This is a genomic window from Bradyrhizobium xenonodulans, from assembly GCF_027594865.1.
Taxonomy (GTDB): domain Bacteria; phylum Pseudomonadota; class Alphaproteobacteria; order Rhizobiales; family Xanthobacteraceae; genus Bradyrhizobium; species Bradyrhizobium xenonodulans.
Genome location: NZ_CP089391.1, coordinates 6,181,781 through 6,196,850, shown reverse-complemented (window position 1 = coordinate 6,196,850; position 15,070 = coordinate 6,181,781). Strand labels below are relative to the sequence as shown.

Here is a 15,070-nt window from a genome sequence, read left to right as displayed (position 1 = left end):
GGTCAGCTTTCCGGAACGAGGAAGATCGCGGCGAGCGGCGGAATGGTGAGACGGAGCTCGGGCGTCTTGCCGTCAACGGCATGAACCTCGCCGATGTTCCCGACATTGGTGCCGCCATAATGGGCGGAGTCCGAGTTGAACACCTCTTTCCACTTGCCGGCGAAGGGCACGCGAACGCGGTAGTTGCGATAGACGTTGGGTGAGAAGTTGATGATCACGAGACAGCGCGCGTGTTCGTCAAATCCCTTGCGCAGCCAGGCGAACACGTTGCGGTTGGCATCGTCCGTGATCACCCATTCGAAGCCGGCCTGCTCGCAATCCATCTGGTGCAGCGCCGGCACCGCACGGTAGAGCCGGTTGAGATCGCGGATCAGCGCCTGGATGCCGGAATGGTACTTGTATTCGAGCAGGTGCCAGTCGAGCGACTGGTCGTGATTCCATTCGCGGCTCTGCGCGATCTCCGCGCCCATGAACAGCAGCTTCTTGCCGGGATGGCCGAACATGAAGCTGTAATAGGCGCGCAGATTCGCAAAGCGCTGCCATTCGTCGCCGGGCATGCGGCCGAGGATCGAACGTTTGCCGTGCACGACCTCGTCATGCGACAGCGGCAGGATGAAGTTTTCCGAGAATGCGTAGTGCAGGCCGAACAGGATCTCGCCGTGATGATGCTTGCGGTGGATCGGATCCTTGCTGATGTAGTTCAGCGTGTCGTGCATCCAGCCCATGTTCCACTTGTAGCCGAAGCCGAGCCCGCCGAATTCGACCGGGCGCGAGACCTGCGGCCAAGCGGTGGATTCCTCGGCGGCCGTGGTCGCCTGCGGGAAGCGCGCGAACAGCTCGGTGTTGAAGCGGCGCAGGAAGTTGATCGCCTCGATGTTCTCGCGGCCGCCATACTGGTTCGGAATCCAGGCGCCGGGCGGGCGGCTGTAGTCGAGATAGAGCATGGACGCGACCGCATCGACGCGCAGGCCGTCGATCGCGTAACGCTCCAGCCAGAACAGCGCGTTCGATACCAGGAAGTTCGTCACTTCGGTGCGGCCGTAATTGTAGATCAGCGTGCCCCAGTCGAGATGGCGGCCCTGGAGCGGGTTGGCGTGCTCGTAGAGCGAGGTGCCGTCGAAGCTGCCGAGCCCGTGCGGATCGTCCGGGAAATGGCCGGGCACCCAGTCGAGCAGCACGCCGACGCCCTCGCGATGGCAGGCATCGACCAACGCGGCAAAATCCTCCGGCGTGCCGAAGCGGCTGGTCGGCGCATAGAGGCCGGTCGGCTGATAGCCCCAGGAGCCGTCGAACGGATGCTCGCTGACGGGCAGGAATTCGAGATGGGTGAAGCCCATGTCGCGGGCATAGGCCGGCAATTGCTCGGCCAGCTCGCGATAGGTGAGCCATTCGTCGCCGTTCTTGCGCCGCCACGAGCCGAGATGGACCTCGTAGATCGACATCGGCGCCGACAGCGCGTTGATGCCGTCAGGCGCCGGTCGCGGACGCGGCAGATGTGCCTCGTCGAACACGATGGAGGCCGTCTTCGGGCGCACTTCGCTCGCAAACGCCATCGGATCTGACTTCAGCGGAAGCAGATGGCCATGCGGGCCGATGATCTCGAACTTGTAGTGATTGCCGGCCTTGGCATGCGGGATGAACAATTCCCAATAGCCACCACCGCGCACCCGCATGGGATGGCGCCGCCCATCCCAGAAATTGAAATCGCCGACCACGGACACGCGCCGCGCATTCGGCGCCAGCACGACGAATCCGATGCCGTCGATGCCCTCGAGCCGCATCGGATGCGCGCCGAGCTTGTCATAGAGGCGCTGGTGGGTACCCTCGCCGAGCAGATAAAGATCGAAATCGGTCAGGATCGGCGGAAAACGATAGGCGTCCTCGAACTCGACGACGTCGTTCCCGAACTTCGCGCGCAGCTGGTAGTGCTTCGAGCCGTTGGGCAGGGCGCCGATGAACAGGCCGGAATCGTGGACGCGGTCGAGCTTTGCGACCTCGCCATGTTCGCCCACCGCCTCGACGTTGGACGCCTCGGGCAGAAAGGCGCGGACCACGCTCTTGCCGCCCTCCGGATGCAGTCCGAGATAATGGAAGGGGTCGGAGTGACGGCCCTCGATGATGGCGTAGGCCTCGGCTGGCAATTTAGGCATGGGCTTCGCTCCCGGCACTGGACAGAATGCGAAGCAGTCCGGTCAGCGGCGCATGGAGCCCCTCAGGCCGGTGGGACAGCTCGTACTCTACTTCGTCGAAGGCATGATCAAGCAGGAAAAACCTTAACAGGCCTTCCGCGTGCCGCCGGTCTTCCGGCCACAGCCGGCGATCGGTCATGGCGTCGCGGTAGGCGTTGAGGAATGTCGCGGTGGCGCGCTCGCGCCATTCGCCGAGTGCGGTCGCGAGCCGGTCCTGTTCGTCGGATGCGCCGGTGAATGCGCGGCTGAGCGCGGCGTTGACCGAAAGATCGATCGAGCGGATCAGGCCCGCGACGTCGCGCGCGGCAGGCAGCTTGCGCCGCTTGTCGGCCAGCGGCAGACGCGGATCACCGTCCAAGTCGATGATGAAGATGTCGTCCTTCACGATCAGAGTTTGCCCAAGGCGGAAGTCGCCATGATGACGGATGTTCAACCCGCCGATGTCGGATGGCAAGAGTGCATTCAGATGGTCGGACAGGGTCGCGCGCACCGCGGCGAGCTGGTCGACCAGAAGACGGTCGCTCTCGCGCAGGCCCTCGCGGATGTCGGCCAGCCGTTCCAATATCCGTCCGGCCCGTGCCCTGAGGTCGGATGTCCAGCGCTCGACATGTGCGGGGCCGATCGGTTCCGGGGCGAGATTGTCGGGCTTTGCGGCGGCGAGAGCGACGTGCAGCTCGGCAAGCCGCCGGCCGGTCTGCGCCATGAAGTGCAGATAGGGCGCCTGCTCCTGGGTCTCGCGAAGCCTCTCGCCCGGCGGCAGCACCCGCTGCTCGTCGATGTAGCGGTCGAGATAGCCCGTGGTCACGGCCCAGCCGTCGCCCTGGTTCTCGACATAGGCGTGCAGTACGCCGAGAGCGCTGCTTCTATCGCCTTCGACCAGCGCGACGCTGCCGAGCAGCGCCGGTGTGTTGGCGAAGCAGGCGATTTCGGTGAGGTAGGCTCCGATCTCGATCTCGGGACTGATGCCGCGTTCGAGCCGGCGATAGATCTTCGCGACATACTGGTTGTCGACCAGCGCGGTGCTGTTCGACTGCTCGATCGCGCGGATGCGTTCGGGCTCCTTGACGATGTGATCGGCAAACCGGCTGGTGGCCTTGAACTCCAGGCGCAAGTTATTTTCTTCCACCACCAGGTTTTGCGACAGACCCCGCAAGAAAAGCCCGATGAAGATCTGCTCGGTCGCGACGTCGAGCAGCGTGCCCTCGCGCGCGCCCTGGCGCACGGCGGCAAGCGCCTTCGGGTTGAAGCGTTCGCGGTCGAAGCGCACCCACTCGATCTGCATCGGCAGCACATAGCGCGTCGTGACGTCATCCTGCGCCGCCTCGAAGAACGCGATCCACGGCCTGTTGTCGCCGATGTCGCTGAAAGGTACCGCCGAGGTCAGCGTGGCCTTGATATGCTTGGGATTGTGCTCGGGATACCAGCGTGTCCGCGACAGGAAGCCCGGCAGCACGTCGCGCTCGAACACGCCGCGCTCGCGGGCGAGCGACACCCAGTTCGAGTTCACCGGCACCACCAGGGTCTCGAACTCCGGCACCGCGCGCGGCGTCACCGGCTCGGACTTGTCGCGCTCCTGAAGCTGGAACCAGTAGAAGCCGTATGGCCCCAGCGTGACCATGTATGGCAGTTCGCCGATCGGAGGGAAGCGCGTGCGGCCGAGCATTTCCTGCGGGATGCGGTCCTTCCAGGGCGACAGGTCGAGCTCGGTCGCCTGCGCGGCGCGCGAGAGGTTGGCGACGCAGAGGATCACCTCGTCGCGGTACTGCCGGACATAGGCCAGCACGGCGCGGTTGGCCGGGCGGATAAAGGTCATGGTGCCGCGGCCGAAGGCGAGCGTCGACTTGCGCACCGAGATCAGCCGCTTGGTGGCGCTGAGCAACGAGGACAGGCTGCGCGACTGCGCCTCCACGTTCACGGACTCATAGCCGTAGACGGGATCCATGATCAGCGGCGCGTAGAGGCGGGCGGGGTCGCAGCGCGAGAAGCCGCCATTGCGGTCCGGGCTCCACTGCATCGGCGTGCGCACGCCGTTGCGGTCGCCGAGATAGATGTTGTCGCCCATCCCGATCTCGTCGCCGTAATAGATGATCGGCGTGCCCGGGAACGACAGCAGCAGCGAGTTCATCAGCTCGATCTTGCGGCGGTCATTGTCCATCAGCGGCGCAAGGCGCCGGCGGATGCCGACATTGATGCGGGCGCGTGGATCGTTGGCGTAGGTGGTCCAGAGATAGTCGCGCTCGACGTCGGTGACCATCTCCAGCGTCAGCTCGTCATGGTTGCGCAGGAACAGCGCCCATTGGCAGCTCGCCGGGATGTCCGGCGTCTGGCGCAGGATGTCGGTGATCGGGAAGCGGTCCTCCTGCGCGATCGCCATGTAGATGCGCGGCATCAGCGGGAAGTGGTAGGCCATGTGGCATTCGTCGCCGCGGCCGAAATATTCCTGCACGTCCTCCGGCCATTGATTGGCCTCGGCCAGCAGCAGCTTGCCCTTGGAGTAGGAATCCAGCTCCTGGCGCAGCCGCTTGATGATGGCATGCGTCTCGGGGAGGTTCTCGTTGTTGGTGCCGTCGCGTTCGCAGAGATAGGGAATGGCGTCCAGGCGGAAGCCGTCGACGCCGGCATCGAGCCAGCGCTTCATCACCTGGATCAGCGCGCTGACGACGCGCGGATTATCGAAATTCAGATCCGGCTGGTGCGAGAAGAAGCGGTGCCAGTAGAACGCGCCGGCCTCGTGATCCCAGGTCCAGTTCGACTTCTCCGTGTCGGTGAAGATGATGCGCGTGCCCTGGTATTTCTGGTCGGTGTCGCTCCAGACATACCAGTTGCGGGCGCTCGAGCCCGCCGGGCTGCGGCGCGCGCGCTTGAACCAATTGTGCTGGTCGGAGGTGTGGTTGACGACGAGCTCGGTGATGACGCGCAGGCCGCGCTTCTGCGCTTCCTGGATGAAGCGCTTGAAATCCTTCATCGTCCCGAAATCGGGATTGACCGAGCCGTAGTCGGCGATGTCGTAGCCGTCGTCGCGGCCGGGCGAGGGATAGAACGGCAGCAGCCACAGCGCGGTGACGCCGAGCTCCTGCAGATAGGGCAGCTTCTCGGTCAGCCCGGCGAAGTCGCCGATGCCGTCCTGGTTGCTGTCGGCAAACGCCTTGACGTGGAGCTGGTAGATGATGGCGTCCTTGTACCAGAGCTCATCCACGATCTCGGCAGCCTCGGCCTTCTTGGTGTCGACGGAAGACAAAACGTTCATGGCGTGCGCCTCTTACGCCAGGCAGCGGAACAGCAGCGCCGGATCACGGTCGGGATCGATACGCAATTTGATCCCGCCCCATTCGATGCGGGACTGTTCGCCGGTGAGGAGATTTTCGAGTGCGGTGACGTGGCGGCGTTCGCCACCGGCATCGATGGTGAAGTCGCCGAGCGGCAACCAGGATTCGCGCGCACGGCGCGACAGCGCGATGACCGCGATGATCGTGCTCGCGGGATCGGCCGCCTCCTTGGCGAAGGCAATCGTCTCGCCGTCCTCGATGCCGAGGAAGCGGAGGTTTGCCGTCTGCCGAAGCGCCGGATTGCCGTTGCGGATGCGATTGAGCGCGGCGATGTAGGGCTTGATGTTGCCGGGCTTGTTCCAGTCGCGCTGCTTGATCTCGTACTTTTCGGAATCGAGATATTCTTCGCGGCCGGGCACGGCTTGATGCTCCAGCAACTCGAAGCCGCTGTAGATTCCGAAGCTGCCGGACAGCGTCGCCGCCAGTGCCACGCGCGACTTGAATGCCCAGGGTTCGCCGCTCTGGAGATGATAGGGCAGCAGGTCCGGCGTGCTCACGAACAGGTTCGGCCGATAGAAGTCGCGTTCGGGATAGCGCGTCAGCTCGCCCAGATATTGCTCCAGCTCCCACTTCGCCGTGCGCCAGGGGAAATAAGTGAAGGATTGCGCAAAGCCGAGCTTGGCGAGGCCCTTCATCAGCTTTGGCCTCGCAAACGTCTTGGAAAACAGGATCACCTGGGGATGCCGGCGGCGGATGTCGCTGATCAGCCACTCCCAGAAGGCAAGCGGTGCGGTGTCGTGGTTGTCGATGGCGAAGATGGTGACGCCCTGGTCGATCCAGAACAGCATCGCATCTCGGAAGGCATTCCACAGCCCGCTCCGGTCGACGGAGGCGAAATCGGGGATGACGATATCCGAATAGGGGCTATCCGCCGTCCGCACCGAACGGTCCGGCCGCCATTTGAACCATTCCGGGTGCTGCGTCAGCCAGGGATGGTCCGGCGAGCATTGCACGGCAAAGTCGAGCGCAAGCTCGAGGCCGTATTCGAGACAGGTCGCGACCAGCGCGCGGAAATCCTCGATGGTGCCGAGCTCGGGATGCAGCGCATCGTGCCCGCCCTCGGCCGAGCCGATCGCATAGGGCGAGCCGGGCTCGCCAGCGGTTGCCACCGGCGCATTGTTGCGGCCCTTGCGGCTTGTGTGGCCGATCGGGTGGATCGGCGTGAAATAGAGCACGTCGAAGCCCATCGCGGCGATGTCGGGGACGCGCGCGATGCAGTCGCGGAGCGTGCCATGCCGGCCGGCGCCTCCGCTGAAGTCCTGGCTCTGGCTGCGCGGCATCATCTGATACCAGGCGCCGAAGCGTGCCTTGTCGCGATCGACGATCAGCGGGAAATTCGGCGAGCGGGTCAGATCAGGCCGCGGCTGGCTCTGGGCCATGGCCTCGCCGAGCTCGGTTGCAAGCAGAGGGGTGACGTCGCCGGTCTGAAGATAACCCTCGCACTGCCTGATGATGAGCGCCGCGGCGTCCTGCCGCGCGCCATGCGCCTTGGTCAGGAGGCCGGCGCCCTCGACGGCATCGAGACTGACATCGGCGCCGAGGCGCTGTTTTCGCGCGACACCGTGGGACCAGGTGGCGAATTCGTCGGTCCAGGCTTCGATGGCATAGACATATGGGCCGGGCTCGACGGGTGTGAACACGCCGGACCAGCGGTCATTGCCGTGAGGGATCATCGGCTCGCTCCGCCATTCCCGGTCCTGCTCGCGGCGCCAGATCAGCGCGGCACTGACGACGGCGTCGCCGTCGCGATAGATGTCGGCCCAGACCTCGACCCGCTCGCCCGCGATTCGCTTCACGGCGAAGCGGCCGCCATCGACCAACGGATAGACGTCTTCGATGAGGAAAGCGCTGCCGGCTGCGGCACTCTCGACAGTTTGAATTGTCTTGTTCACGGTGATGCCATTGACAAGAAAGCAGGAGCCCGTTTCCCTTGTCGGGAACCTACGCTTGGTACCACTATAGAAAGCCGGTTGTGTGGCATTAGTTCCCTCGGGAACGGCCAGCGCGGTTTGCGAGTTAAGCCTGACTAACGTCTTCCTCCGCCTCGTTAAAATCGATGCCCCCGGCCAAACTATGGCCTGCAAGCTGCGTGCCGAATGGATCTTTTAGCTCAAGCCCGGATCAAGGGCGTTCAGTCTGAATTCGTCGATGCGCTCGGAAAGCTGCGGGTCACCGCGCCCGAAGCGCTCAAATCCATCCTCGACGCCCTGCCGGAGAAGCGGGTTTATCGCTTCGTCGGCGGGCCCGTGGTGGTTCGCGCCCTGGGACATCCGCGCACGGAATTGGCGGCCATGGGCGCGCCGCCGCTCAAATGGAAGATCACCGGCAGTGACCAGGCCAACGGCAAACCCAATGTGATCGCGCAAGGCGAGACGCGCGAGCCCGTCATCGCCTGGCCCGACGGCCTGCCGCTCGGCTATCACCGGTTGTCGCTGACCGATGCCGGAGGCGTGAGCGAAGAGGTGCCGATGATCGTGGCGCCCGAGCGCGCCTTCGGCGGCGATTTCGACCGCGGCTGGCTGCTCGCCGTGCAGCTCTACAGCGTCCGCTCCGACCGCAACTGGGGCATCGGCGATTTCACCGACCTCGCAGGTCTCGTCCGGCTCGCCAAGCAACTCGGCGCCGATGGTGTCGGGCTCAATCCGCTCCACGTCCTGTTCGACGACCATCCGGCCGATTGCAGCCCCTATTCGCCGAACAGCCGGCTGTTCCTCAACCCGCTCTATATCGACGTCGAGGCGATCCCGGAATTTTCCCCCGACCTCGTCCCCGACGCGGCTGCGACCGCCGCGCGGCTGCGGGAAGGCGACCGCGTCCCCTATGCCGACATGGCGGCGTTGAAATGGCTGGCCCTGCGCGCCGCCTTCAACAGCTTCATGACGAGCGCGAGCGGTGTCCGCCGCAATCAGTTCGACGCCTTTCGCGCCGACCGCGCGCCGCTATTGTCCCGCTTTGCCTGCTTCGAAGCGCTGCGCCATCGCTTCAACGGGCCGTGGTGGGAGTGGCCGCAGGAATGGCAGCGGCCGGATGAGGCCAAATGCGCCGAGCTGCGCAACGGGCCCGACAAGCGCGAGGTCGAGTTCGTCGAATTCGTGCAGTGGACGGCTGATTCGCAATTGCATGCGGCCAAGGAGCTGGCCGGCCAGCTCGGCATGCGGGTCGGGCTTTATCTCGATGTCGCCGTCGGCGTGCAATCCAACGGCTTCGATGCATGGAACGAGCAGACGGCGATCTCGCGCGAGCTCGCCGTCGGCGCGCCGCCAGACGTGCTCAACACCATCGGACAGGACTGGGGTCTTGCCGGCTTCAATTCCGGCGGCCTCGAAGCGCAGTCCTTCGTGCCGTTCGCGGACATGCTAGCGGCCTCGATGCGCCATGCCGGCGCCATCCGGCTCGACCACGTGCTGGGCTTGAAGCGCCTTTATCTGGTGCCGCGCGGCTTCAAGCCTGACAACGGCGCCTATGTGCAGATGCCATTCGAGGCGCTGCTTGGCGCCGTGGTGCGCGAGAGCGCCGCCCACAAGTGCATCGTCATCGGCGAGGACCTCGGCACCGTGCCAGAAGGCTTCCGCGAGATGATGCAGGATTTCGGCATCTGGTCCTATCTCGTCATGATGTTCGAGCGCGACGAGGCCGGCCATTTCCGCAACACCGACCATTACCGTCCCAATGCGCTGGTGACGCTGAACACGCATGATCTGTGCACCTATGCCGGCTGGCGCTCCTTCGGCGATCTCAAGATGAAGCGCTCGCTCGGGCTCGATCCCGGCGAGGACGACCAGGCGCGCTGGGATGCGCTCGGTGCGCTCGACGAGATTCTGCACCAGAACGGCATCAAGGCCAACGATCTCTATTCGGTGCTCGCCTTCCTGTCGCGCACGCCGTCGCGGCTTCTGGCGATATCGCTGGAGGATCTGCTCGGCGTGATCGACCAGCCCAACATTCCCGGCACGATCGACGAGCATCCGAACTGGCGCCAGCGCCTGCCTGTTGCGCTCGACAAGATTGCCTCGAAGGTCGATCTCGCGGCTTTGAAGGCCGCGACGCGGGAACGTTCGTTGACCGGCGGGAGTTGATCGGCCGGGATATCCAGGGGCGATTTCCGAAGGCTCGCACGACATTGTCTCAGAGGATCGAGGACTATGCGTTGATCGGCGACTGCGAGACCGCGGCGCTGGTCGGGCGCAACGGCTCGATCGACTGGCTGTGCTGGCCGGCCTTCGATTCCGACGCCTGCTTTGCCGCGATCCTCGGCACGCACAGGAACGGCCGCTGGCTGATCGCACCGGGCGAGGACGTCACAAAAACGTCGCGCCGCTATCTCGGCGACACCCTCATCCTCGAAACGCGCTTCGAGACGAAGAGCGGCACCGTCGCGCTGATCGACTTCATGCCGCCGCGCGGCAAGGCCTCGGACATCGTGCGGCTGGTGCGCGGCGTCAGCGGTGCGGTGAAGATGCGGATGGAGCTCGTCATCCGCTTCGGTTTCGGCGCCGACATTCCCTGGGTGCGGCGGATCGACCATTCCCTGATGGCCATCGCCGGCCAGGACATGACCGTGCTGCGCACGCCGGTCGAGACCCGCGGCGAGGATCTGACCACGGTGTCGGACTTCGAGGTCAAGGCCGGCGAGACCGTGCCCTTCGTCCTGACCTACGGCCCCTCGCATCTCGAGCCGCCCGGGCCGATCGATCCGGAGATCGCGCTCGAGGAGACCGAGAAATTCTGGCAGGACTGGTGCGGCCAATGCACCCGCGACGGGGACTATCACGATCTCATCATGCGCTCGCTGATCACGCTGAAGGCGCTGACCTTCGGCCCGACCGGCGGCATTGTCGCCGCGCCGACCACCTCGCTGCCGGAGAAGCTCGGCGGCGGCAGGAACTGGGACTACCGCTTCTGCTGGCTGCGCGATGCCACTTTCACGCTGCTGGCGCTGATGAACTCGGGCTATACCGAGGAAGCCTCGGCCTGGCACAATTGGCTGCTGCGCGCGGCGGCCGGCTCGCCCGCCAACATGCAGATCATGTATGGTATCTGGGGCCAGCGGCGCCTCCTGGAATGGGAGGCGGGCTGGCTCGACGGCTATGAGGGCTCGCAGCCGGTGCGAATCGGCAACGCTGCGCATGCGCAGCTCCAGCTCGACGTCTATGGCGAGTTGATCGACGCCTTCCACCAGTCGCGCATGGCCAAGCTCAAGCTCGACGATGAGACGACATGGTCGCTGGAATGCGCCGTGCTCAACCATCTCGCCGAGGTCTGGGACCAGCCCGATCACGGCATCTGGGAGCGGCGTGGGCAGCCGAAGCACTACGTCTTCTCCAAGGTCATGACCTGGGTCGCGTTCGACCGCGGCATCAAGAGCGCCGAGACCTTTGGCTTCAAGGCGCCGCTCTTGCATTGGCACGCTCTGCGCGAGGCGATTCATCGCGACGTCTGCAACAACGGCTTTGACGCGGAGGAAAATGCCTTCGTCGAGTCCTACGGCTCGAAGCTGCTCGATGCGAGCGTGCTGCTGCTGCCCGCCGTCGGCTTCCTGCCGCCGTCGGACCCGCGCATCCGCGGCACCATCGCGGCGGTCGAGAAATGCCTGGTGCGCGACGGTTTCGTGCTGCGGCACGATCCGCGCGAGTTGCCTGCAGGACAGCCGCCGCTCGAAGGCGCGTTCCTGGCCTGCAGCCTGTGGCTGGCTGATGCCTATGTGCTGTCGGGTGATCTCGACAAGGCGCAAGTCCTGCTGGATCGCGTGGTCGGCGTCGCGAACGACGTCGGGCTGCTGGCCGAGGAGTATGATTCAAACGCCCGGCGCCAGACCGGCAATTTCCCGCAGGCGCTGACCCACATCGCGCTGATCAACACCGCCCACAATCTCTCCGCGGCAAGGCAGGAGAGTGAGAAGCCGGCGGTGCAGCGGTCGAAGTAGTAATTCAACCCACCCCATTCCGCTTCAAAATCATCTCCATCGCTTCCGCAAAACCGTCCTGCTCGTTGGTTGCGGTGACGTGGGTGGCCTGGTCCTTGACGTTGTCGGTGGCATTGCCCATGGCGATCGAGACGCCGCTGACGGCGAACATGGCGAGGTCATTCTGCATGTCGCCGATGGTGGCGACGGTGTCGGTCGCAATGCCGAGGCGCTTGGCCATCGCCTGCACGAAGGTGCCCTTGTTGAAGCCGGGCGGGGTGATGTCGAGATAGTAGGTCTGCGAGCGGACTGCGGTCGCCTCACTGCCCAGCGCCTCCTGCATCGCTTTTTCGCAAGCTTCGAGCCCCGCGGCATCGGCGCTGGCGCCGACGATCTTGCAGGCGCTGGAAAGATACGGGGTGAAATCGGTCACGATGGTGGGGGCTGAGCGGATCGTGTGCTGTTCATGCGCGACGTATTTTCCGCTTGGATTATCGATCAGCCATTGGTCGGTGGTGAACAGCCAGATATCGGCGCCGAACTCGCGGAGGATTTGCAAGCTGCGCTCGGCGGCGCTCGCGGGGATGAGGTGCTGCTCGACCGGCTTCATCTCGGGATCGACGATCGAGGAGCCGTTGAACGGGCCGACCGGCAGCCACAGCGCCAGCGGCTCGATCAGGAAGCGCATGCCGATCGCGGGGCGGCTGGAGGTGATGGTGAAGCCGATGCCGGCCTGGTGCAGCCGCTGCACCGCGCTCCTCGCGCGCTCGGTCAGCGTCTTGTCCTTGGTCAGCAGCGTGCCGTCGACGTCGGACACGACCAGTGAGATTTTCGTCATGGCAGGATCCCCAGGGTTTTTCGGCCTTTAGCGTTTCGCCCCGCCCAGTCTCAATTGCCGTACCACGCCGTCCACGATCGCCTCGACGGATTCGTCGATCGAGACGGTGATGACGTGCTCGCCGGCCTCCGGCGGCTCCAGCGTGTCGAACTGGCTGGCCAGCAGCCCGGGCGGCATGAAGTGCCCCTTGCGCCCGGCGAGGCGGGCGGCGATCAGTTCCTTGGTGCCCCTCAGGAAGACGAAGCGGACGTCGTCGCGGCCGCGCAGCAGCACGTCACGATAGGTGTGCTTCAGCGCCGAGCAGGCGATGATGACATGCTCGCCCTTGTCGCAGACCCGCGCGATCTCGTCGGCGATGGCGTTGAGCCAGGGCCAGCGATCCTCGTCGGTCAGGGGATGGCCGGCCCGCATCTTCTCGACATTGCTGGCGGGGTGAAAGCTGTCGCCGTCCTCGAAGCGCCAGCCGAGCCGCTCGCCCAGCGCCCCCGCAACCGTGCTTTTGCCCGAACCCGACACGCCCATCACGATCAATGCACAAGGTGCTTCAACGCCCGCCACGAATTCCCTCCGGAAGCGCGGCCTGGTCGACCAGCCAGACGGTCTCACCATTCGAGCGCGCGCGTAAGGCCGGCAAAGTCTCGCCATTGAGGAGGCGCGTCAAGATCGGCTGCTTGTCGTGCCCGGCAATCTCGAACAGCATTTCGTGGCAAGAGGCCAAAGCGGGCAGGGTGAGCGAGACCCGCGGCACGAAAGGGGCGACATTGGCCTTGGGCACGCCAACGACCCAGCGCGTGGTTTCGTCGATCGCGGGATAGCCCGGGAAGAGCGAGGCGGTGTGGCCGTCAGGGCCCGCGCCCATCAAAACCATGTCGAACAGCGGCCTGGCCGGATCGAGGCTCTCAGAACCGTAGAAGGCTTGTAGCTCGCGCGCATAGGTCTCGGCGCTCGCCTCGGGGCTTTCAGCCGCAGTTGGGATCGGGTGGATATGGCTAGACGGCGCATTGCGGTCGAGAAAGCTCGCGCGCGCGACCGCCATGTTGTTGAGGGGATCGCTGGCGGGCACGAAGCGCTCGTCGCCGATGAACCAGTGCACACGCTCCCACGGGATCCTGCCGCACCAGCTATCGCTGCCGAGCAATTGATAGAGCGTCTTCGGGCTGGAGCCGCCGGTCAGGCAAATCGCGATCCGCGAGGGGTTGGCTTCGATCCGCGCCATCACCCGCTCGGCTGCGGCCCGTGCCAGCGCCTCGGCATCGGCCGCCACGATCAGCTTCGGCTGTCCGGCCGCCGCCATCACGAAAATTTCCGCCAGCTTCGCCCGTCGCGCCGCAGCAGCTCGTCGGCGCAGGCCGGGCCGTCGCTGCCGGCTTCGTAGGTCTCGATGCCGTTGCCGCCGGCCTGCTTCCACGCGTCCAGGAACGGCTGAACCGCCTGCCAGCCGGCCTCGATGCCGTCGGCACGCTGGAACAGGATGTTGTCGCCGATCATGCAGTCGTAGATCAGCGTCTCGTAGCCGGTCGAGGGATCGGCGCGGAAATAGTCGCCGTATTTGAACTTCATCTCGACGCCGTCGATGGTGATGCTTGGCCCCGGAATCTTGGCGTTGAACTGAAGCTCGATGGTCTCGGTTGGCGCGATCCCGATGGTGAGGAAGTTCTGCGACAGGCGATCGACCGTCGTTCCAGAAAACATCGACAGCGGCGCCTGCTTGAACTTGATCGCGACTTCGGTGCGCTTGTGACCCAGCGCCTTGCCGGTGCGCAAATAGAAGGGAACGCCGGCCCAGCGCCAATTGTCGATCATCAGTTTCAGCGCGACAAAGGTCTCGGTGGTGCTGCCGGGCTTGACGTCCTCGGTCTTGCGATAGTCGATGATCTCATCGTCGCCGATGCGCCCCGCGAGATATTGCGCGCGCACCGAATTCTTCAGCGCGTCCTCTCGGCTCGGCTGCTGGATCGAGGTCAGCACCTCGGCCTTCTCGGAGCGCACGGAATGCGCGTCGAAGCGTGCCGGCGGCTCCATGGCCACCAGCGACATCAGCTGGAACAAATGGTTCGGCACCATGTCGCGCAGCGCGCCGGTAGCGTCGTAGAAGCCGCCGCGGTGGCCGACGCCGAGCTTCTCTTCCACCGTGATCTGGATGTGGTCGATGTGGTTGCGATTCCAGATCGGCTCGAACATGCCGTTGGCGAAGCGCAGCACCAGGATGTTCTGCACCGTCTCCTTGCCGAGATAATGATCGATCCGGTAGATCTGGTGCTCGTCCATGATCTTCAGGAGCTCGGCGTTCAGCGCCTTGGCCGAGGCGAGGTCGGTGCCGAACGGCTTCTCGATCACCAGCCGCCGCCAGGCGCCGTTCTGCTTCATCATGCCGGTGCGGCCGAGCTCGCGCGCGGTCGGCGCGAACGCGGCGGGCGGGGTCGCCAGGTAGAACAGGCGGTTGCCGCCGGTCTCCTGCGCGCATTCCAGCGAATCCAGATGCACGCGCAGGCGGTCGAACGACGGCGGGTCCTTCGGATCGGCCTCGACGAAGGTCACGCATTCCAGGAGCTTCCGGGCGATGTCGTCGTCAATGGGCCGCGTTGCGAACTGGCGCAGGCCCTTCATCAGACTGTCGCGCAGCTCGTCATCGGACTGGCCCCTGCGGGCCACGCCGACCACGCAGAATTTTTCCGGCAGCAGATGCTCGGCGGCGAGATTGTAGAGCGACGGCATCACCAGCCGATGGGTGAGGTCGCCAGTCACGCCGAAGATGACGAAGGCGCAATTTTCCGGCTTGCGCTTGGCTTGCGGGTCTTTTGTCACGAACGATTGG

Annotated in this window: 9 protein-coding genes; 2 read left to right on the top strand and 7 right to left on the bottom strand. The window is 64.9% G+C overall.

Annotation, left to right across the window (positions count from 1 at the left end; genetic code table 11):
* Positions 1-2 precede the first annotated feature (2 nt).
* From glgB to I3J27_RS29400, 3 genes are read right to left on the bottom strand one after another with little or no spacing between them, the layout of a single operon-like run.
* Positions 3-2,150: a 1,4-alpha-glucan branching protein GlgB gene (glgB, locus tag I3J27_RS29410; RefSeq protein ID WP_270162371.1), complete on the bottom strand. Its 2,148-nt coding sequence runs from the start codon at positions 2,148-2,150 to the stop codon at positions 3-5.
* Complete coding sequence (treS, locus tag I3J27_RS29405) at positions 2,143-5,436, bottom strand: maltose alpha-D-glucosyltransferase (RefSeq protein WP_270162370.1); 3,294 nt, start codon at positions 5,434-5,436, stop codon at positions 2,143-2,145. The genes glgB and treS overlap by 8 nt, the downstream gene beginning before the upstream one ends.
* Positions 5,437-5,448: 12 nt before the next feature.
* Entirely contained in the window at positions 5,449-7,407 is a 1,959-nt protein-coding gene (locus I3J27_RS29400) for a maltotransferase domain-containing protein (RefSeq protein ID WP_270162369.1), read from the bottom strand.
* Between the two features lie 204 nt (positions 7,408-7,611).
* On the opposite strand from I3J27_RS29400, the gene malQ reads away from it, so the two are divergent.
* Both malQ and I3J27_RS29390 read left to right on the top strand, forming a co-directional pair.
* The gene (gene malQ / locus I3J27_RS29395; RefSeq protein WP_270162368.1) at positions 7,612-9,591 is read left to right on the top strand and encodes a 4-alpha-glucanotransferase; all 1,980 of its coding nucleotides are present in this window, start codon (positions 7,612-7,614) and stop codon (positions 9,589-9,591) included.
* A gap of 44 nt (positions 9,592-9,635) precedes the next feature.
* Positions 9,636-11,438, top strand: coding sequence for a glycoside hydrolase family 15 protein (locus tag I3J27_RS29390; protein WP_270162367.1), 1,803 nt, complete (start codon positions 9,636-9,638; stop codon positions 11,436-11,438).
* A gap of 4 nt (positions 11,439-11,442) precedes the next feature.
* Here the strand turns inward: I3J27_RS29390 and I3J27_RS29385 are convergent, their stop codons facing one another.
* The 4 genes from I3J27_RS29385 to zwf are packed head-to-tail and all read right to left on the bottom strand — an operon-like array spanning position 11,443 to position 15,060.
* Positions 11,443-12,255, bottom strand: coding sequence for an HAD family hydrolase (locus I3J27_RS29385; RefSeq protein ID WP_270162366.1), 813 nt, complete (start codon positions 12,253-12,255; stop codon positions 11,443-11,445).
* 27 nt (positions 12,256-12,282) lie between these two features.
* Positions 12,283-12,813: a gluconokinase gene (locus tag I3J27_RS29380; protein WP_270162365.1), complete on the bottom strand. Its 531-nt coding sequence runs from the start codon at positions 12,811-12,813 to the stop codon at positions 12,283-12,285.
* A complete protein-coding gene (gene pgl / locus I3J27_RS29375) occupies positions 12,800-13,549 on the bottom strand; it encodes a 6-phosphogluconolactonase (protein WP_270172913.1) in 750 nt (249 codons plus the stop codon). Before pgl ends, I3J27_RS29380 begins: the two co-directional genes overlap by 14 nt.
* Complete coding sequence (gene zwf, locus I3J27_RS29370) at positions 13,549-15,060, bottom strand: glucose-6-phosphate dehydrogenase (RefSeq protein WP_270162364.1); 1,512 nt, start codon at positions 15,058-15,060, stop codon at positions 13,549-13,551. Before zwf ends, pgl begins: the two co-directional genes overlap by 1 nt.
* Between the last annotated feature and the right edge of the window lie 10 nt (positions 15,061-15,070).